The sequence below is a fragment of the Pseudomonas sp. BNK-15 genome (assembly GCF_047456105.1).
Lineage (GTDB): Bacteria > Pseudomonadota > Gammaproteobacteria > Pseudomonadales > Pseudomonadaceae > Aquipseudomonas > Aquipseudomonas putida_E.
Map to the genome: position 1 here is coordinate 3947394 of NZ_CP179898.1, position 20777 is coordinate 3968170.

A 20777-nucleotide genomic window follows, 5' to 3' on the forward strand; every position below is an offset into this window, starting at 1 on the left:
GGAGCGGGCGGCAGGTCGCTGGATCAGACTTCGTCGGGGCTGCGCAGGTTGGTTACGGCAATGCGCTGCTCACGACGCAGGTCTTTCTGGGCTGGCATCTCGGCACGGTAAATACCTTGATCACCAACGACCCAGGAAAGCGGGCGTCGTTCTTGGCCGATCGACTCCTGCAGCAGCATCAAGCCTTGCAGGAAAGCTTCAGGGCGTGGCGGGCAGCCAGGCACATAGACGTCCACAGGGAGGAACTTGTCGACCCCCTGAACGACCGAGTAGATGTCGTACATGCCGCCGGAGTTGGCGCACGAGCCCATGGAGATGACCCATTTGGGTTCGAGCATCTGCTCATACAGGCGCTGGATGATCGGCGCCATCTTGATGAAGCAGGTACCGGCGATGACCATGAAGTCGGCCTGACGCGGCGAGGCCCGGATGACTTCGGCGCCGAAGCGGGCGATGTCGTGGGGCGCCGTGAAGGCCGTGGTCATTTCCACGTAACAGCAGGACAGGCCGAAGTTGTACGGCCAGAGGGAGTTCTTGCGCCCCCAGTTGACCGCGCCACGCAGCACATCTTCGAGTTTCCCCATGTAGATGTTCTTGTGGACCTGGTCCTCTAGCAGCTGGTCGGTAACGGTTTCCCGTTCGCCGACCGGGTACTGCTCGTTGGGCGCATCCGGATCGATTCTGGTGAGATTGTATTGCATTGCCAAAGCCTCATTGTTTCAGCTTCGCTTGCCGCTTGCGGCGACCTTCGGGAGCCCAATCAAGTGCCCCGACGCGCCAAAGGTAGACAAGACCTGCCAACAGAATTGCTATGAAAACGAGCGCTTCGACGAATCCGGTCCAGCCGCTTTCGCGGACGGACACAGACCATGCAAAGAGAAAGAGGGCTTCGATATCGAAGATCACGAACAGCATCGCGACCAGATAGAATTTGGCGGAAAGGCGCAGGCGGGCGCTGCCGACGGGCAGCATGCCGGATTCGAAGGGTTCGTTCTTGGCGCGGCCCCAGGCCTTGCTACCGAGCAGGCTGGACAGGCCGAGCATGAAGGCGCACAGGCCGACGACACCCAGGAGGAAGATGGCAAAGCCCCAGTTGTGGGCGATGAGTCCTGCCGAATCGGACATGCTAGAGATCCTTATACAGAGACCCAGCTCTGCAGTCTGAAATAAGTAGAGCGGCGACGTGGTGTCGCAGGTGCAGTGACCAAATGTCGCAGCTGAATCAATCGCGCTGATTTTATGGGTAAACCCGGTGCAAGTAAAATTTCTGTCGCAAATTTATTCGTAGGATTAAGAACAAAATCCGCTCGTAACTGGCTGAAAGCCTTGAAATTCGGGCATTGCGTGCGTTTTTGTCAATTATGTTTCTTGCAAAGAGTAACGAAGTGCAACTTTAGTAATGATAATTAATAGCATTTGTTCTGGTGCTTTTGATTGACTGTTCCGTGGCTTGTAAAGCTCGTCTGGCAATTTCCCTCTGCTTGCAAATGCGAAAGACTCGTGTTCTAGCAGCTTGCGGTGCGGCTTGTGCCGCTCTGGGTCAATACTTTATCGATTTAGCGATGACCGGCTGATGAGCGGGTGGGGCAGGCGGCTCGACAGTACCAGGAGGCAGGCGCCGGGTGCAGGCAGCCTGCCACACGCCAGGGCGCGTCAGCGCATGGCACTGATGGCCAGGCGTACTGCTGCGCTGTCGCAAGCGTAGACCTTATTTTGCGGTTTGTGCTGATGCCTTTGGCGCTTGAGGGCGCCGTTGGAGGCATAGCGAATGGAATGCGGCGCCCGCCCACATCGTCAAGGGCGTGAAAACCTCAAAAAAGGCCTCCCGGCGTCAGGGTAGGCCAAGGGTGGGTTTACGGGAAAATGATCTTGCTGTAGGCAAACTCATTATCACCCCGTTTGATGCCTGCCTCGGAGGTTGTCACCTCAACGCGGTCATCGTCGTGAACAACGATGATCTGGTGCGCATCCAGGACCTCTACACCTTCGGGCTTGTTGCTGAACACCAGCGCACTGCCGTCTTCGCGTGTCAGAAGTTTGGGCGTGCCCGGCTTCCCCGCTGTGAACGGTACGGCCCATAGAAAACCACCTATTTCAGTGGATTTTTTGCCCGCAGCATCAACGGATTGCTGCTCGAAGCTGGTCACCGCGTAGAGTCTGTCTTTGTTGAACCGGTCATACTCGATACCTGATAGCCCGAGTGTCTTGCCTTGCGCCTGGAGGTTGAAGTTCTGGATGGTTTTGAACGCCTCCACAAGCTCCATGGTTCCATTATTGAACTTCACATGCGCTGAAATAAGTAGAAAGCCGAAATACGAGTCAGCACTGCTGTTTCCCTGTTTGCGAATGCCGATGATCAGTTGGCCATCTGCCGCTTTTTCGTGCGCCGGTTCGCTCGGCGCCATGGTAATGCCTTCGATTTGAAAGTAAGGCGCACCAATGGCTTCGCTGATCTGTTTGCGCAGTCTAATTGAGCTTGTTACCCCGCCTCGTGATGAGGGCGACAAGGGTTTTGCAGCTTCAGGATCGTCCACGGGCCAGTACAAGAGGGTGCTGAGTGTGTCAGCACGTGGATCTTGTTGGGTACCGGCTTTGTTGAAGGCGGTACTGGCGATGATGTATCGGCCATCCAGCGTCTTCGTCAGCGCCTCGTATTTATCGGCTTCTTTTAACGCATCCCCAGGCAGCACCGCAGGCTCACCACTGATTTTGCCCTGCTCAAGGTCAAGCGTGAACAGGGCCGGCCCCCCCGTGGCAGGCAAGCGTTTGTCGTTGGCCAAGAGCAGTTTTCCATTGCTCTCAACCACTGTCGATACTTCACAGTTGACGGAGGTTTCAGGGGTAAAACACGCTGCAGTGTGATGTTCGACGGTTGCAATGCGTCCTGGCAGTTCAGCTGCCGGTGCGTGGGGCGCTGCGCCGGCGAGGCCGGCAACCAGCATGATAATTGCTCGCTTTTCCATGGGCACTGTCCTTGTGGGAGTGGGAACGTTGCGCAGAAAAGCGTAATGGGAGGGAGAGAAGCCGGAAACTGGCATTTTTGGCAGTAGCCGTTCGACATGATCCACACGCGGACGACCTGATGTCATTGCCAGCAGGCGCATCGACCCTCTGCCCCCAAGGCGGTCAGAGCCCCAGTTCGCTGAGCCCCGGATGGTCGTCCGGGCGACGTCCCAAGGGCCAGCGGAACTTGCGGTCCGCTTCGGCGATAGGCTGCTCGTTGATGCTCGAGTGGCGATTGTGCATCAGGCCATCGGCGGCGAATTCCCAGTTTTCGTTGCCATAGGCACGGAACCACTGACCGCTGTCGTCGTGGTATTCGTAGGCATAGCGCACCGCAATGCGGTTGTCGGTGAATGCCCACAACTCCTTGATCAGTCGGTACTCCAGTTCATGGTTCCACTTGCGGGCCAGAAAGGCTTGGACCTCGGCACGGCCCCGCGGGAACTCGACACGGTTACGCCATACGGTATCGGGGGTGTATGCCAGCGATACCTTGGCCGCGTCACGGCTGTTCCAGCCATCCTCGGCCAGGCGGACTTTTTCGATGGCGCTTTCGCGGGTAAAGGGAGGCAATGGAGGGCGGGACATGGGGGGGCTCCTTGGCGGTGGTTGGCGTAGAGGAGAGTACTGCTGTAGCGGCATTGGGGGGAATGGCTGCAACGGGCACTTCATAATTGCGCCCGTTGCAAGAGTGCAGCGCTTGCGCCAGCGGCTAAACCGCGGCGCCCAAGGCCTTGTCGACAGCCTTGCCGCGCCCGCCCAGCCATACCAGCACCAGGGCCGCCGCCGCCAGCACGCCGCCGGCCATGGGCACTGCGGCATAGCCCAGGTCCAGGCTGATCACCGTGCCACCCAGTGCCGCGCCAACGGCATTGCCAAGGTTGAATGCGCCGACGTTGATTGACGATGCAAGCCCTGGTGCCTCGATGGCGGCAGTCATGACGCGCATCTGCAAGGGCGGCACCACGGCGAAGGTGAACACGCCCCAGACCAGCAGCGCGACGGCCGCACCAATGTGGCTGCCCAGTAGCAGCGGCATCAGCAACATGATCAGCGCCAGAGCACCGAGGAAGATGCGCGCAGCGCCGTCCAGCGACCAGTCGGCCAGGCGCCCACCCAGGCTGTTGCCCAAGGTGAAACCGACACCGATCAGCACCAAGCCGAGGGTGATGAAGCTGTTTGAAGCGCCGGTCAGTTCCGCCAGCACCGGCGCTACGTAGGTGTACAGGGTGAACATGGCACCGGCGCCAAGCACGGTGGTAGCCATCGCCAGCAGCACGCTGGGGCGGGCGATGACCGCCAGCTCTTTGCGCACGTGGGGCACGCTGCCACGCTCACCTTTGGGCAGCGCGTACCACAGGGCGGCCATGGCCAACAGGCCGAGTACTGCAGTACCGGCAAAGGCCATGCGCCAGCCGACCTGCTGGCCGACCCAGGTCGCCGCAGGTACGCCGCCGATATTGGCGATGGTCAGGCCCATGAACATCGTTGCCACGGCACTGGCCTGTTTGTCCTTGGGGACCACGCTGGCGGCGACCACTGCGCCCAGGCCGAAGAAGGCACCGTGGTTGAGGCTGGTGACCAGCCGCGAGGCGAGCAAGGTGTAGTAGTCCGGGGAGAGTGCCGAGAGCAGGTTGCCGAGGGTGAAGATGGCCATCAGCGCCATCAGTGCGGCGCGTTTGCCAAAGCGGCTGAACAGCAGGGTCATGATCGGCGCACCGACCATCACGCCGATGGCATAGGCGGTAATCAGCATGCCCGCGCTGGGGATGCTCACATCGACGCCTTGCGCGATTACCGGCAGCAGGCCCATGGGCGTGAATTCGGTGGTACCGATGCCGAAGGCGCCGATAGCCAGGGCAAACAAAACCCGTTTTGGGGAAAGCGTGCTCATCAGGAGCTCCGGTTCAAAGGTCAATGAGCAGTGGTACCGGCCAGGAACAGGCCGGTACCGACATGCAGCGGGTAATCAGTCCCAGGCGGGCGCCAGGCCATCCGGGCTGACTTCACGGCCATTGCGCTCGAGCGAGGCGATGAGCGCCATGTCGTCGGCATCCAGTCTCAGGCTGCAGGCGAGCAGGTTGCTGGCCAGGTTCTCGCGCTTGGTGGAGGAGGGGATCACTGCGTATCCCTGCTGCATGGCCCAGGCCAGGGCCACCTGGGCGACCGTGGCCTTGTGCTTGGCGGCGATCTCGGCCAGCACCGGGTCCTTCAGCACTTTGCCGTAGGCCAGGGTCATGTACGAGGTGAGGGTGATGCCCTGATCCTTGAGGTAGGCAGCCAGTTTGGCGTTTTGCAGGTAGGGGCTGAGCTCGACCTGGTTGGTGGCGATTTCGTCTTTGCCGACCACCTCGATGGCTTGGCGGGTGAGTTCGATATTGAAGTTTGACACGCCGATCTGACGGGTCAGGCCGAGTTTTTTGGCTTCGGCCAAAGCTGTCATGTACTCGGCCAGTTCGATGCCCTTGCCTGGGGCTGGCCAGTGGATCAGCAGCAGGTCGACGTAGTCGGTACGCAGCTTGGCCAGGCTCTCGCGCAAGCTTTGGGCAAGCTTGTCTGCGCCATGGTTGTCGACCCAGATCTTGGTGGTGATGAACAGCTCGCTGCGCGGTACGCCGCTTTCGGCAATGGCCTGGCCTACGTCGGCTTCGTTCTTGTAGATCTGCGCGGTGTCGATGGCGCGGTAGCCCAGCGCCAGGGCGGACTTTACCGAGTCGATGACGGCCTGGCCGGTGAGGCGGTAGGTGCCAAGGCCGAAGGATGGAATGCTCATGGGGCTGCTCCTGCTGAGTGATTGAGGTTGAACCAGAGCTTGGGCGCCCTGCTGCCGACCTCGTTCGAATGGGGAGCAGTGTGCAAGTTTTGCAGGGTTTGATTAAGACGGCACAACGCCAAGGTCTTTTGACCAGAAATCACGAGTCATCCCTGGGCTCGTGATTCGAACGCCGTGAATAAGCCCTGTCAGTCTCGACTCACGTGGTGATCTGCCCAGGAGCCGACTGCAGTCGCCACAGATGGCCCATGCCAGCCACTTGCTCTTGCAGCGTAGAGGCCAGCCCTGCACGCCGCGCAGCCCGATCCTGGCTGAGCATCTCGTCAAGCATGTCCAGCAGTTCGCGAGACTGGGCGGCCGCTGCGCTATGGGTCGTATCGTCCTGCAGCACGCCCTCCTGATAGGTGCGCACGCGCTCTTTCTGGCTGGCCTCTTGAGTCGCGGTCGCCTCGACCAGGGCGTTGTCGGCAAACGCCAGGCGAGTGCTGCTGCGGGATTGGTCGTCGATCGTGTGATAGCTGTAGTTCTGCGTTTTGTTGTCGCGGGTCAGGGTCAGGCCGACGAGCGGGTTCAAGCCTTCATGCCAGGCGGCTTTCATGCTTGCCTGTTGCGCCTGCTCCACGGTCAGGGTCGCTGCCGGGCCTTGCAGAGTGGTCGATTGCGAAACCTTGTAGTCGAAGTGGTCCACTTCTTCAGGCCGCATCGGATTGATCTTCTGTTCGGTCTGCGTGATCGAGGCATCGAAGTCGGCCAGGCCGCTCAACAGCAGGCGGCTGGCCGTGTTCGGCGCCAGGTCATGGCCTGCAGGGCGCTTGCTGGTATCGTCCACGCTGTTGAGCTGGCTGAAGGCATCCTTGAACAGTGCCATCAGTTGCGCGTCACCATGGCCGCGCTTTTGTGCGGCGTCGAACTGGGTCAGGTAATTGGCCACAGCTGCCTGACGCTGAGCCTGGCTGCCCAGCAGCGCGCCGCCCTGGGTGTCGAGGTTCATCCTGACCGTGCCGTTGGCGCCTTGCAGTGTGAGGTTGCGGGAATCTTCGTTCAGTTGCAGGTCGAAGGTTTGCTGGTCGCCGCCGGCATTCTGCAATTTGGCATTCAACTGCAAGCCGGTGAACAGCGCCGGGTCGAGCTTGACCAGTGCGCCCAGCTGCAGGCTGGGTGGTTCCTGGGTCAGCCCGTTGAGGGCAGCCTGGAAGCTGTTCGCAAGCGCTGCCAAGCCTTTGAGCTCGTCAGTGGTCAACGTACCGCCTTGCACGTCGGCATCCACGGCCAGGCCGTTGGTGCTGCTGTAGAGCCCCACCGTCACGGTGGCGCCTGAGCCGGTAGTGAGGTTGAAGCTGACGCTGCTGGTGGCGTGTTCGCGCAACCTGGCCTGCTGCATGGCCAGCAGCAACGGGTCGGTTGTCGCGCCATCATCGATCGCCAGCCCGGATTGCGAGATACGCTGGCCACCGCTGGCCGCCAGTTGCTCCAACAGGGCAGCGCCAAGCCCTTGGAAGCGCGCTGCTGGGGAGGAAGCCTGAATGGCGCTCAGCATGTACATGCTGAGTTTGTCGATGCCGTCCTGCTCCCACACATACTGTGTCTGCGCTTTACCGAGGGTACCTTTGGCCGTGTAGGTCTGGGTGTCGACGCGGCTTTCTTGCTGGCCAAGGCTTACCGCCGTGCTCGGGGATGTCATCGGCGCTTCTGTCGGCAGGGTGGCTGGTACCTGAGGTGCACGGTGGGTGATGTGGGCGACAGGGGTCAGGCGCACCACTGAGGTGATCGGGTTCATCGCCAGCTTCCTTTCTGGTCAGCAGTTGTAACTGTTATCGGCAGGGCTTGTGCAAACGTGAACGTCTGTCACGTAGGCAGGTTGCAATAGTTAACGCAAAAGCCTCGTCACGCGGTGGTGCAATCGCTGTTTTGCGCCCTAGGAGCCCGCGATGCCCAGTCAGCCGTTCACTGATGACTCCACCAATGCCTTGATTGCCAGTCGCTTGCCCGCCTGGCTGACCGAACTTGCGTCCGACACCCTCAACAGCTTGCTCCAGAGCCAGCAGCGACAACAGCAGCTACAGCATCAGTTGCACGAATGGCTGGCGCGGATCACCCCACTCGATGCATTTGCCGAGCCGCTGCTGCGAGAAGCTCTGCAGGCGGAACATCAACTTGGTGTCGATGTGCGTCGGGCCACGCTGCGGCGCAGAACCCTGCAGCGATATCCCTCGCATGTTGCGCAAGTGCCGGATGGGGTCAAAGAGCAGATCTACCAGCACAGCCTGCTGCAATCGGCGTTGCATAACTTTACCGAAGGTGAAACGTTCGCCACCAGCATCATGCAGGGCACTGCGGTGCTGGATGCATCAGGGAATGCTTGCGCGCTCTCGCCCAAAGCATTCTTTGCCCTGTGCCGCTCGCTCGACCTGGGGGGGCGTTACCAGGCGTACCTGCGCGCGCAGTTGACGCCCGGTGGTGAAGCGGGGAAACAACTGAGCACGCTGATCGAGGCAGGTTATCGCACGAGTCTCGAGGCGGCGCTGAGGCTGGCACTGGTCAATGGTGAAATAGCAAGGCATGCCTATGAACACTGTGCCCCGCTGATTGACTTGATCTCAGCTACACCCCCCTCCATCTCTGGGCTGCGGCCCATGCAACTGCGTGTGTTCGGCCGGCTGGTGCGGGGCGCGGTGGCGTTCGAGATAACCCATCAGCGCGCGACCGGTGACGAGTTCGAGGGCATATTGTGCTGGATCCCTGATGATCCTCAAGGCCCGCTGACCTGGTATACCTCTTGGGCATCGCTGTTCATGACGTTGGGTAAACAGTTCCGTTTGCCCGGTTACGTCGAATTCTTCGAACGCTTTATCGGTGAGCGTGACCGGAGTGCCTACACCCGTGCCTTGACCCAGGCGCTGAGTGATACTGCCGAGAATGTGCCGGTCCAGCTCGATGGTCGTTACGAGCCTATCGAGCAGCCGTTGTTCGAATACCTGCGCCGCCAACTGATCGACACCCTTTTGGACAATGCCAAAGTGCACGCCATACCCACTGCCGAAGTGGACGCGCAGCAGCGCGACAGGCGCCTGCATTTCTACCTGAGCTTTGCCATCGATGCGTTGGGCCTGGCGAGCTTCGCGCTACCTGCACTGGCTTTGCCATTGCTGGGGATCACCGCGTTGCAGGTGGCTGACGACGTGTACGAGGGCTATGCCGATTGGCGCTTGGGGGACCGCCAGAGCGCGCTGGAGCACTTGTATTGCGTAGCGCAAACCGTGGCTATGACAGCAGTCAATGCCGGCGCAGGCGCGGCTTCGCACCGCCTGGTGGAGGATGCTCGCGTCGCAGATCTAGTGCCGGTCTACACGGATGAACATACATTGAAGTTGAGTGACCCCAGGCTGCCAGGCTATGCCGTCCGAGACCGAGGAGCAGTCGGTGAGTTGATCAGTCTGCAAGGTGCAGAGTATGTGCGTACACCCTTGGCCAGCCATTTGACCTACCTGGAAGCTCAAACGCAGCAGCGTCGCATCCGCCATCCCGTGCGTCCCAATGCTTATGCGCCGCTGCTCGAGGGCAACGAGGGCGCTTGCTGGCAGCATGAACTGGAGACGCCCCAGGAATGGCACGCCAGCGCTGAGCTGTTTCAGGACCTCGACGCGGGCTGGGGGCACCTCGATGAGCAGGCCATACACGCGGTGATGCGGGCAACGGGGTTCAACCAGGACCAACTGCGCCGTTTGCATGTGGAACAGGCACAGGCGCCGGCGCGCTTGCACGATGCGGTGCAGAGGCAGCAGTTGCACGCTCAGCGGCCAGAGCTGAACGGGGAGGCCTTCGAGCGGCAGCTGCAGGCTCAGCAGCCCATGCCCGGCGAAGCCGAAACCCTGCTTCGCCGGGACTTTCCCGGCCTGTCGGTAATGGGTGCGCGTGAGATCATCGAACATGCGCCCGAGGACCAGGTGGAGCATATGCTCGCGCACCAGCGTGTGCCGTTGGCCTTGGCCGAGCAGGCGCGCTGGTACGTGCGCGATACGCGCCTGGACCGCGCTTGTGCGGGCCTGCTTCAAACCGCAGCAATCAATCGTGATACCGAGCAACTGGCATTGGGCATGATCGCCGAGCGCGCACCGTGGCGAGGAGTGCGCATCGAGCTGCGCGGTGACACGCTGTCGGGTGAAATGACTGCGTCGGCCGGAGCGCAAGCGGCCAGCGAGGTACGCACCGTGCTTCGAACGGCCCAGGGGTATCAGGCGCTGGATGCGCGCGCAAACCCGTTGCCATTGGCCAGAGCTGACGACAGCCTGTTCCAGGCCCTGTTGCTGCAGCTCGATCCCTGGCAGAAACGAATGTTGGGCGATGCCAGCGACGCCCCCGAAACACTGGCCCAGGCCATGTCGCAATGGGCCAGCGAAGAACGCGAGCTCGCCGCTTCACTGTTGCGCATGGCGCCAGTCGGCCTTGGTTTCAGGCCGCCGGTACGGCTGGGCGACGGGCGCCTGGGTTACCCCTTGAGTGGCCGTGGCGAAAGCAGCAATCGCGCATTGCGTCGGGGTATTCAACGGCTGTTCCCCGATTTCGACGAAAGCGCGATGGAGCAGTTTGAGCAGAACGCCCGCACGCTTGGGCTGACACCTTGGAATCACTACCTGCGCCTGTGTGAAGAGCTGCGAACGCTTGATCAGGCGTTGGGGCTGTGGCGTCGGCAATCGTCGGGGCCGATTCAGTTGATCCGGCGGGCGCGCATGGCACGGCGGATTCGTCACGCCTGGCAACGTCGCACTCACGACACTGACGGCCATCCTGCGTTGATTCTGGAGGGTTCACGCCTGGGTAGTCTGCCCGAACTGCCGGAGCGCGTTCACTTCGACCATGTGACTTCCCTGGTACTGCGCAATCTTGATCTGACGGCGCTCAGCGAGGGCTTGCTCGCCCGCTTTCCCAATGTACGGCGCCTGGACTTGTCCTCCAACCGGCTGACCTCGATACCGGATACCAGTGCTCTGGCACAGCTGGAACAGCTCGATTTGCGTAACAATCGCATCGTCGACATCAGTGAAGCGCAGGCCGGCTGGTTACGCGCCAACCCCGGCTGCGCAAGCTTGCAGGGCAATCCGCTATCACCGGTTGCACTCGAGCGGCTGGCGATCGAGCCTGAAGCGATCGGCCAGCAGGGCGCAGAGGGCATTGCCCCGTGGCTCGAAGGGCTGACCGAGCGCGAGGCTGCGCCGCGTCGCAGGTACTGGCAGGCGCTGGCGCAAGAGCCAGGCTGCGAAGAGTTCTTTGCTTTTCTCACAGCGTTGCTGCAGACCGAAAAATTTGCTCTTGAAACCGAAGACATGCGGCGTCGTGTGGGTGAGCTGCTTTATGCCATGTACAACCATGCTCATATTCGACGGGCGGTATTCCATCAGGCAGCGGTACCAGGCGCAGGCGCCGACCTCGATGCCTTGATCGTCCACCTGCAGGTGGCGTTGCGCACCGATGGCGTGCGCGGTAGGCAAGTCGAGCAAGCGCTGCGCAGCCTGGGCCGTGAGTTGTTCAGGCTTGATCAGGTGAACCGCTTCGCTGAGCGGTACATCGAAAGCCTGAGCCAGCGCTCGGTGCCCTTCAAGCCAAGTGAGATTTACCTGGCCTTCCGGGTACAGCTTGCAGAGTCGCTGGGTATCTACGGCCAACCGACCTATCTGAGTTTCAAGCATGTCGCCAACGTGACGCCGGACCAACTGGTCGCAGCCGAGGCCGCGGTGTACGAGGCCGAAACAGCTGAGGCGCTGAGCCAGTTCCTGGCTCAGCAGGCATTCTGGCAGGATCATGTACGGCTCGCGTACGCCGATCAGTTCGCGGCCATACGGCAAGCCTACACAGAACGGCAAGCCGCACTAGCGGCCAATGGCGAGCAAGAGCAGGCACCGAGCAATGCAGGCGCTGGAATTGCAGAGCAGCGCACGCAGGAGGAGGTCGCGTTGACGCTGGCGCTGGCCCGCGGCAACTACCGGACGTGGTATCGACTCGAGCTACCTCATGGTCCTGGCTCGCGCGCGTTTGCCCATCTGTCGAGGCGTCTGGACAGTAGCCTGGCGATGTGGTGCGGGGAGCCTGGCGACCCGGAATATCTGGCGCGGTCCTATCTGGCGGGTGTCCTGCGCCATTTCTGGCAGTCGGATTACAGCAATGATGTCCCGCCCCGGCGTTCGAGCAGCGAAGGGTGGACCGTCAGTTCTTTACCCGTGCTGCCCCCAGGCATCATGTTTGAACAAATACGTGACCTGTCAGTGTGCAACCATCAGATTACGGTTATCGAGGCTGATTTCCTGCGTCGTTTTCCCAATCTGGAAACAGTCGACTTCTCTGGCAATTGCTTGCGAACGCTTGATGGGCTTGAGCACTTGCCGCGGGTGCGCACATTGAACCTTGGCGGCAACATGCTCGAAACGGTGCCGGGGTTGCAGTACTTGAGCGAATTGAACGCTCTGGACCTCAGTGGCAATCAACTTGCCGATCTACCGGCTGGCATCGAGCAGTTGACCGAACTGACCCATCTGGACCTCTCCTTCAACCAGATCGCTGCGCTTGATGGGCGGATTGGGCAACTGGCAAGCCTTGAAAGCTTGCAATTGAGCGGTAATCTCCTGAGTGCGTTGCCGGACAGTATTGGCAACCTTGTGCAACTGAGCACTCTCGATGTCGCAGTGAACCGCTTGCTCACTGTCCCGGCACAGTTGAATCTTCTGGGCAGGTTGACCCAGCTCTTCATGCAGAACAATCTCATAACACTCGACGCGCAAAGCCAGTTGCGGCTGGAATGGTTCTCCAGGCTGGAGGTGCTAAACCTTGACGCTAACCCATTAGGGGTAGCGCCACAGTTGCGCTACAACGTTCACCTGCAGTACGTGTCGTTGCGTGCCACGGGCCTTCGCAGTTTTCCTCTGGCGTTGCTGCAGCGCCAGCCAAACCTGGTCGTAGACTTGCGTGGCAACCGGATCGTGACATTGAGCGAGGAGGCGTTGAGCTGGGTCGAAGCGCACCCGCACACGGTCAACCTCGAACAGAACCAGCTGAGTGAGGCGGTCATGGAGCGCGTGCGTGAAGCAATGGCTCGGCTGCGGGCAGAACGGGACGGGGCTGCAGAACTGGATCCCTGGGGAGTAAGCAGAAGGCCCATTGACCGCAGGGGTTGAAAAGCCGTGCAGCGAGGTGGCTGCATGAACTGGAGCATGGCCCACCGTGCGGTGGGCCATGCCGGGAGACGATCAACGGCGGCGGAACAGCGGTAGCGGCTCGTCGGTGGCGGCCTGGTAGGTCACCGAGAAGTCCTTCAGCCCTTGCAGGGCATCTTCCGGGTCCTTGTCGGCACGGATGGCGAAGGCATCGAAACCGCAGCGGGCCAGGTAGAACAACTGGTCACGCAGTACGTCGCCAATGGCGCGCAGCTCGCCCTTGAACTGGTAGCGGTCGCGCAGCAGGCGCGCATTGGAGTAGTTGCGCCCATCGGTGAAGGCCGGGAAGTTCAGGGCGATGACCTGAAAGTACTGCACGTCATCACCGATCTCTTCCGCTTGTTCATCGCTGTCCAGCCACACGCCCAGGCCACCGTCGCGAGCCTTGAGCATATGGGCATGGTCACGCCACAGTTGCAGCGGGACGATGTAGTCGTCGCAGTTGGTCAGTTCGTCGATCGTGGTTTCCTTGGGCAGCAGGTGCCAGGTTTCGTCGACGATCTGGTTGTTCTTAATGATTCGCTGCATAGACGCGTTCCTTGAAAGGGTCGATGCCGATACGCTGGTAGGTGTCGATGAAGCGCTCTTCCTCGGTACGTTGCTCCACGTACACGGCGATCAGCTTCTCGATCACGTCGGCCATGTCGTCCTGGGCGAAGGACGGGCCAAGGATCTTGCCCAGGCTCGCGTCGCGCGCGGCGTTGCCGCCCAGGGACACCTGGTAGAACTCCTCGCCCTTCTTGTCCACGCCGAGGATGCCGATGTGGCCGACGTGGTGGTGGCCGCAGGCATTCATGCAGCCGGAGATGTTCAGGTCGATCTCGCCGATGTCGAACAGGTAGTCCAGGTCGTCGAAGCGGCGCTGGATGGATTCGGCGATCGGGATCGACTTGGCGTTGGCCAGCGAGCAGTAGTCACCGCCAGGGCAGCAGATGATATCGGTCAGCAGGCCGATGTTCGGCGTGGCGAAACCTCCTTCGCGCAGCTCCAGCCACAGGGCGTGCAGCTGACGCTGCTCGACGTCGGCGAGGATGATGTTCTGCTCGTGCGAGGTGCGCAGGAAGCCGAAGCTGTAGCGCTGTGCCAGGTCCGCCACGGCGTCCAGCTGCTTGTCGGTCAGGTCGCCCGGGGCAACGCCGGTGGGCTTGAGCGACAGGGTCACGGCCACGTAGCCAGGGCGCTTGTGGGCGCGGGTGTTGCGCGAGCGCCAGCGGGCGAAGCCTGGGTATTCGGCGTCCTGGGCGCTGTAGTCGACGTTGTCCAGGGCCAGGTAGTCCGGGTCGATGAAGTGGCGCGAAACACGCTGTACTTCTTCTTCGGTCAGGGTGGTGCTGCCGCCACGCAGGTGGGCCATTTCGGCCTCGACCTTCTCGGCGAACACTTCCGGGGTCAGGGCCTTGACCAGGATCTTGATCCGCGCCTTGTACTTGTTGTCACGACGGCCGTAACGGTTGTACACACGCAGGATGGCGTCCAGATAGCTGATCAGGTCTTGCCACGGCAGGAATTCGTTGATGAACGAACCGACCACCGGAGTACGGCCCAGGCCGCCACCGACCAGCACGCGGAAGCCCAGCTCACCGGCGGCGTTGCGCACCGGCTCCAGGCCGATGTCGTGCACTTCGATGGCCGCGCGGTCTTCTTTCGAGCCGTTGATCGCGATCTTGAACTTGCGCGGCAGGTAGGCGAATTCCGGGTGGAAGGTGGTCCACTGGCGGACGATCTCGCACCAGGGGCGCGGGTCGACGATTTCGTCTGCGGCAACACCGGCGAACTGGTCGGTGGTGGTGTTGCGCAGGCAGTTGCCGCTGGTCTGGATCGCGTGCATCTGCACGGTGGCCAGTTCGGCAAGGATGTCCGGGATGTCTTCAAGTGCCGGCCAGTTGTACTGCACGTTCTGGCGGGTGGAGATGTGGGCATAGCCCTTGTCGTAATCGCGGGCGATCTTGGCCAGTGTGCGAACCTGGCGGGCGTTCAGCTGGCCGTAGGGCACGGCGACGCGCAGCATCGGGGCGAAACGCTGGATATAGAGGCCGTTCTGCAGGCGCAGAGGGCGGAATTCTTCTTCGCTCAGCTCACCGGCCAGGTAGCGGCGGGTCTGATCACGGAACTGCTTGACGCGGTCCTCGATGATCCGCTGATCGTACTCGTCGTATACGTACATAAAAGTCCTGTCTCAGGCTGCATGCAGCTATTCGCGCGCACGGCCGCGCACTCCGGTTCGGAGCGGGGAAACGATATCAGGTTGCGTTTATGCGCTAAAGTGATGTTTTTGCATATGAAAAGAACCAAACGAACTAAGTGAGATTGACTGGCGTTTATCCGTCACTCAGCGCCGCAGGTTTATACTCGCGGGTTTGTTGGTAAGGATGTAACCGCATGCTCAAGGCATTGTGCTACAGCTTGTGCCTGAGCCTGCCGCTGGCAGCCAGCGTTCAGGCCGCTTCGGTGGTTTTCCTCAATCCGGGCCTACCCGCAGAGACGTTCTGGGTCAGTTACTCGCGCTTCATGCAAGCGGCGGCTGATGACCTGGGCATGGCGCTGCAGGTGCAATACAGCGCCCGTAATCCCGAGCGCGCCCTGAGCCAGGCCCGGGCGGTGCTCAAGGGCCCGCAGCGCCCGGAATACCTCGTGCTGGTCAACGAGCGGTACGTTGCGCCGCAGATCATTCGCCTGGCGCAAGGTAGCGGGGTCAAGCTGTTACTGGTCAACAACGGGCTGACTGCCAGCCAGGCGAGCAGCATTCAAGCCCAGCCCGCAAAGTACGGCGCTTTGTTAGGGGCCTTGACGGCCAATGACGAGCAGGCCGGTTACCAGATGCTGCACCAGATGGTCGCTTTGCTACCGCCCAGTAACGAGCCGGTGGACCTGGTGGCTTTCGCCGGGCTCAAGACCACGCCCGCCTCGCAGTTGCGTGAAGAAGGCATGCGTCGCGCCTTGGCCGACTTCCCTCGGGTGCGCCTGCGGCAGATGGTTTACGGTGGCTGGAACCGCCAGCGCGCCTTTGAACAGGCGCAGCAGTTGCAGCAGCGCTACCCGGATATCAAGCTGGTGTGGTCGGCCAACGACGAAATGGCCTTTGGCGCCATGCGCGCGTTCGAGGCTGCGGGGCGCAAGCCTGGGCAAGATGTAGTGTTCAGCGCCGTCAACAGCTCCCCCGAGGCCTTGAGAGCGCGTATCGAAGGGCGCCTGGGGGTGCTGATGGGTGGGCATTTCAGTCTCGGCGGCTGGGCCATGGTCATGCTGCATGACGATGCCTATGGTGTGGATATCGCACGGGATGGTCAGCGCGACCATGTGATGCCGGTTTTGCAGTCGATCGATCCAGACAAGGCAAAGCGTTGGCTCAAGCTGGCGGAACAGGACGACTATGGTGTCGACTTCCAGCGTTTCAGCGCCCAAGGACGCCCGCCGACTTACCGGTATCCCTTCCTGACGTCACCTGTCGACTACTGAAAAACCCTGCTTGAGAGAAGGGCATTGCTCGTCTTAACTGCTGGTTGTGAAGTGCATTCCCATAACCACTACAAGAGGCAATGCAATGGGAAATACAACCAAGGTCCGCAAAGCTGACAGCAGCGTCGATGCCTGGGCGATCCTCTGCCTGATCGTCCTGGTGGTGGTCACTGCCGTGTACTGGGTCAGCCACCAATAGCCTCAGCTCCAGGCCGTGATGCAACTTGAGCCGCCCGCGCAAGGGAATTACGCGGGCGGGTTGCGTTTCAGTGGGCGGTCAGGTGCAGCGCCAGTCGTACCAGGCCGATCAGGATCAGGATGAACACCAAGGTGAACAGTGCGCCCAGCGCGATGAAGTGGCTGGCCTTGCCATGGGTAAAGTCGCGCGCGCGGTTCTTGCCGCTCTGCACACCCAGCGCGGCGGCCAGGATGCTGTGCAGCATCTGCCAGAAGGTAGGGGGTTTGCCTTGACTGGAATCGTCCATGCTGGCTCCTTGGATATTCAGAGGCAATCAGGGACAGTGTAGATGGCAAATGGGGCCGCAAAGCGGCCCCACGAACGTCAGCTGTCGTACCCCAGGTTCGGTGCCAGCCAGCGCTCGCTGACGCTGACATCCTGGCCCTTGCGTGCGCTGTAGCTGTCGATCTGGTCCTTGTCGACCTTGCCCACGGCAAAGTACTGCGCTTTCGGGTGAGCAAAGTACCAGCCGCTGACCGCCGCAGCCGGGAACATGGCGAAGTGCTCGGTGAGGAACACGCCGCTGGGGCCGGTTTCACCAATGGCTGTGCCGTCGAGCAGGCGGAACAGCGTTTCTTTTTCGGTATGGTCCGGGCAGGCCGGGTAGCCTGGGGCAGGGCGGATGCCGCTGTACTGTTCCTTGATCAGTGCCTCGTTGTCCAGGTGCTCGTCGCGCGCATAACCCCAGTGCTCTTTACGCACCTGCTCGTGCAGCCACTCGGCGCAGGCCTCGGCCAGGCGGTCGGCGAGGGCCTTGACCATGATCGAGCTGTAGTCGTCGCCCTTGTCCTGGTAAGCCTTGGCCACTTCCTCGGCACCAATGCCGGCGGTGGTGATGAAGCCACCCATGTAGTCGGTGACGCCGCTGTCTTTGGGCGCGACAAAGTCGGCCAGGGAGAAGTTCGGCTTGCCATCGGGCTTGATGGTCTGCTGGCGCAGGTGGTGCAAGGTGGCCAGGGGCTGACCGTTGTCGTCGTAGACCTGAATGTCGTCATCGGCAACCTGGTTGGCTGGCCAGAAGCCGAACACGGCGCGCGCACTGATCAGCTTCTCGTCGATCAGTTTGTCGAGCATCTCGCGGGCATCCTTGTACAGCGAGGTTGCCGCTTCACCCACCACTTCATCGGTGAGGATGCGTGGGAACTTGCCGGCCAGGTCCCAGGAAATGAAGAACGGCGTCCAGTCGATGTACTCGGCCAGGGTGCGCAGGTCGATGTTGTCCAGCACCTTGACGCCTGTGAAGGCAGGGACCGCCGGCTGATAAGCGGCCCAGTCGTATTTCGGCTTGGCCGCCACGGCCTGCGCGTAGCTCAGGCGCTCGGTGCGGGCACTGCGGTTGGCAGTGCGTTCACGCACTTCGATGTAGTCCAGGCGGGTTTTTTCAACGAAGCCGGGCTTGAGTTCCTTGGACAGCAACTGGGTGGCCACACCTACCGCGCGGGAGGCGTCGGTCACATAGATCACCGCATCGTTGCTGTACTTGGGCTCGATCTTGACTGCGGTATGGGCCTTGGACGTGGTGGCGCCGCCGATCATCAACGGCAGCTCGAAGCCCTGGCGCTGCATTTCCCGGGCAACATGAACCATCTCGTCCAGCGACGGGGTGATCAGGCCGGACAAACCGATGATGTCGCACTTCTCGTCGCGGGCGGTCTGCAGGATCTTCTCTGCCGGTACCATCACGCCGAGGTCGACGATGTCATAGCCGTTGCAGCCCAGGACCACGCCGACAATGTTCTTGCCGATGTCGTGCACGTCGCCCTTGACCGTCGCCATGAGAATCTTGCCCTTGGCTTCGGGCTTGTCGCCTTTTTCGGCCTCGATGAACGGGATCAGGTGGGCCACGGCCTGCTTCATCACCCGCGCCGACTTGACCACCTGCGGCAGGAACATCTTGCCGGCGCCGAACAGGTCGCCAACCACGTTCATGCCGCTCATCAGCGGCCCTTCGATGACTTCGATCGGGCGCGCACATTGCTGGCGGCACTCCTCGGTGTCTTCGACGATGTGTGCGGTGATGCCTTTGACCAGCGCATGTTCCAGGCGCTTGCCGACCGGCAGTGAGCGCCAGGCTTCGTTCTCTACTTCCTTGGTGGCGCCGCCGCCTTTGTAGTCGTCGGCGATGGCCAGCAATGCATCGGTACCTTCGGGGGTGCGGTTGAGCACCACGTCCTCGACCCGCTCGCGCAGCTCGGCCGGGATCTCGTCGTAGATTTCCAGCTGGCCGGCGTTGACGATACCCATCGTCAGCCCGTTGCGGATGGCGTGGAACAGGAACACCGAGTGGATCGCCTCGCGCACCGGGTTGTTGCCGCGGAACGAGAACGACACGTTGGACACGCCGCCCGAGCTCAGCGCATGTGGCAGGTGGTCACGGATGTAGGCGCAGGCCTCGATGAAGTCCACGGCATAGTTGTTGTGCTCTTCGATGCCGGTAGCGACGGCGAAGATGTTCGGGTCGAAAATGATGTCTTCCGGCGGGAAGCCGACTTCATTGACCAGGATGTCGTAGCTGCGCTGGCAGATTTCCTTCTTGCGCGCGGCGGTGTCGGCCTGGCCGACCTCGTCGAAGGCCATCACCACCACGGCCGCGCCGTAGCGTTTGCACAGGCGGGCGTGGTGCTTGAATTGCTCGACGCCTTCTTTCATGGAGATCGAGTTGACGATGCCCTTGCCCTGGATGCATTTGAGGCCAGCCTCGATCACTTCCCATTTCGACGAGTCGATCATGATCGGCACGCGAGAGATGTCCGGCTCGCCTGCAATCATGTTGAGGAAACGGACCATGGCGGCCTGGGAGTCGAGCATCCCTTCGTCCATGTTGATGTCGATTACCTGAGCACCGGCCTCTACCTGCTGCAGGGCGACCTCCAGCGCTTCGGTGTAATTCTCTTCGCGGATCAGCCGGGCGAACTTGGCGGAGCCGGTGATGTTGGTGCGCTCACCGACGTTGACGAACAGCGACTGGCGGTCGATGGTGAACGGTTCCAGGCCCGACAGCCGGCAGGCCTTGGCGATTTTCGGGATCTGGCGCGGCTTGTATTTGGCCACGGCCTGGGCGATGGCCTGGATGTGCCCGGGCGTGGTACCGCAGCAACCGCCGATGATGTTGAGGAAACCACTGGCCGCGAACTCTTCGACCACGGCAGCCATCTCGGCCGGGGTTTCGTCGTACTCGCCGAAGGCGTTCGGCAGGCCGGCATTGGGGTGGGCGGAAACGTGGGTGTCGGCCTTGGTCGACAGCTCTTCAAGGTAAGGGCGCAGGTCCTTCGCGCCCAGCGCGCAGTTCAGGCCGACGGAAATCGGCTTGGCATGGCGTACCGAGTTCCAGAACGCTTCGGTGGTCTGGCCGGACAAGGTACGGCCCGAGGCATCGGTGATGGTGCCGGAGATCATGATCGGCAGTTCGATGCCGTCATCTTCGAACACCTGCTGCACGGCGAAGATCGCCGCCTTGGCGTTGAGCGTGTCGAAGATGGTCTCGATGAGGATCAGGTCGGCGCCACCCTCGATCAGCCCGCGGGTCGCCTCGATGTAGTTTTCCACCAGTTCGTCGAAGGTGACGTTACGGTAGCCGGGGTCGTTGACGTCCGGGGAGATCGAGCAGGTGCGGCTGGTCGGGCCGAGCACGCCGGCAACGAAGCGCGGCTTGTCCGGCGTCTCCAGGGTCTTGGCGTCCGCCACCTGGCGGGCGATGCGCGCGCCCTGGACGTTCAGCTCGTAGACCAGCGACTCCATGCCGTAGTCGGCCTGGGAAATCTGCGTGGCGTTGAAGGTGTTGGTTTCGAGAATATCGGCGCCGGCGTCCAGGTACGCCTTCTCGATGGCAGCGATGACATCGGGGCGGCTGAGCAGCAGCAGGTCGTTGTTACCTTTTACATCGCTTGGCCAATCGGCGAAGCGCGTGCCACGATAGTCGTGTTCCTCGAGGCGGTAACTCTGGATCATAGTACCCATGCCGCCGTCGAGGATCAGAATGCGCTCATTGAGTGCGTGCTGGAGTGCTTGGAGACGAGCGCTGCGGTCGGACATAGGAACTACCTGGTCGGGCGAATATCAGAAGGTGCGGAATCATAACAAAGCTGCGCGGTTTTTAGGCGCATTG

13 protein-coding genes are annotated in these 20777 nt (G+C 61.4%); 2 read left to right on the forward strand and 11 right to left on the reverse strand.

All coding sequences use genetic code 11. The annotated features are described in order from the left end of the window. Positions 1-23: 23 nt before the first annotated feature. The 7 genes from ACMGF5_RS17995 to ACMGF5_RS18025 all read right to left on the reverse strand — a co-directional run bounded on the left by ACMGF5_RS17995 (position 24) and on the right by ACMGF5_RS18025 (position 7553). Positions 24-701 (reverse strand): NuoB/complex I 20 kDa subunit family protein, encoded by a 678-nt coding sequence (locus tag ACMGF5_RS17995; RefSeq protein ID WP_012313769.1) that lies wholly within the window; start codon positions 699-701, stop codon positions 24-26. 10 nt (positions 702-711) lie between these two features. Continuing rightward, positions 712-1125 (reverse strand): NADH-quinone oxidoreductase subunit A, encoded by a 414-nt coding sequence (locus tag ACMGF5_RS18000; protein WP_003251427.1) that lies wholly within the window; start codon positions 1123-1125, stop codon positions 712-714. A 728-nt stretch (positions 1126-1853) separates the two neighbouring features. Further along, complete coding sequence (locus ACMGF5_RS18005; protein ID WP_414157018.1) at positions 1854-2963, reverse strand: hypothetical protein; 1110 nt, start codon at positions 2961-2963, stop codon at positions 1854-1856. A gap of 163 nt (positions 2964-3126) precedes the next feature. Next, positions 3127-3591 (reverse strand): DUF1348 family protein, encoded by a 465-nt coding sequence (locus tag ACMGF5_RS18010; RefSeq protein WP_046787243.1) that lies wholly within the window; start codon positions 3589-3591, stop codon positions 3127-3129. A 124-nt stretch (positions 3592-3715) separates the two neighbouring features. Further along, on the reverse strand, positions 3716-4897 hold the full coding sequence (locus tag ACMGF5_RS18015) for an MFS transporter (protein ID WP_115275301.1): 1182 nt from the start codon (positions 4895-4897) through the stop codon (positions 3716-3718). Between the two features lie 75 nt (positions 4898-4972). After that, the gene (dkgB, locus tag ACMGF5_RS18020) at positions 4973-5776 is read right to left on the reverse strand and encodes a 2,5-didehydrogluconate reductase DkgB (RefSeq protein ID WP_414157019.1); all 804 of its coding nucleotides are present in this window, start codon (positions 5774-5776) and stop codon (positions 4973-4975) included. 199 nt (positions 5777-5975) lie between these two features. Then, on the reverse strand, positions 5976-7553 hold the full coding sequence (locus ACMGF5_RS18025; RefSeq protein ID WP_196997824.1) for a hypothetical protein: 1578 nt from the start codon (positions 7551-7553) through the stop codon (positions 5976-5978). Positions 7554-7704: 151 nt separating this feature from the next. Here ACMGF5_RS18025 and ACMGF5_RS18030 point away from each other — a divergent pair, with 151 nt between their 5' ends. Next, positions 7705-12939, forward strand: coding sequence for an NEL-type E3 ubiquitin ligase domain-containing protein (locus ACMGF5_RS18030; RefSeq protein ID WP_414157020.1), 5235 nt, complete (start codon positions 7705-7707; stop codon positions 12937-12939). Positions 12940-13011: 72 nt separating this feature from the next. Here ACMGF5_RS18030 and ACMGF5_RS18035 read toward each other — a convergent pair whose 3' ends face one another. Then, positions 13012-13506, reverse strand: coding sequence for a DUF934 domain-containing protein (locus ACMGF5_RS18035; RefSeq protein ID WP_115275297.1), 495 nt, complete (start codon positions 13504-13506; stop codon positions 13012-13014). Further along, positions 13490-15142, reverse strand: coding sequence for a nitrite/sulfite reductase (locus tag ACMGF5_RS18040; RefSeq protein WP_414157021.1), 1653 nt, complete (start codon positions 15140-15142; stop codon positions 13490-13492). The genes ACMGF5_RS18035 and ACMGF5_RS18040 overlap by 17 nt, the downstream gene beginning before the upstream one ends. A 215-nt stretch (positions 15143-15357) precedes the next feature. On the opposite strand from ACMGF5_RS18040, the gene ACMGF5_RS18045 reads away from it, so the two are divergent. Continuing rightward, complete coding sequence (locus ACMGF5_RS18045; RefSeq protein ID WP_414157022.1) at positions 15358-16434, forward strand: ABC transporter substrate-binding protein; 1077 nt, start codon at positions 15358-15360, stop codon at positions 16432-16434. 266 nt (positions 16435-16700) lie between these two features. Here the strand turns inward: ACMGF5_RS18045 and ACMGF5_RS18050 are convergent, their stop codons facing one another. Then, positions 16701-16919 carry a DUF2970 domain-containing protein gene (locus tag ACMGF5_RS18050; RefSeq protein WP_115275295.1) on the reverse strand — a complete coding sequence of 73 codons (219 nt, stop codon included), beginning with the start codon at positions 16917-16919 and terminating at the stop codon, positions 16701-16703. A gap of 77 nt (positions 16920-16996) precedes the next feature. Continuing rightward, entirely contained in the window at positions 16997-20704 is a 3708-nt protein-coding gene (gene metH, locus ACMGF5_RS18055) for a methionine synthase (protein WP_414157023.1), read from the reverse strand. Positions 20705-20777: the final 73 nt, after the last annotated feature.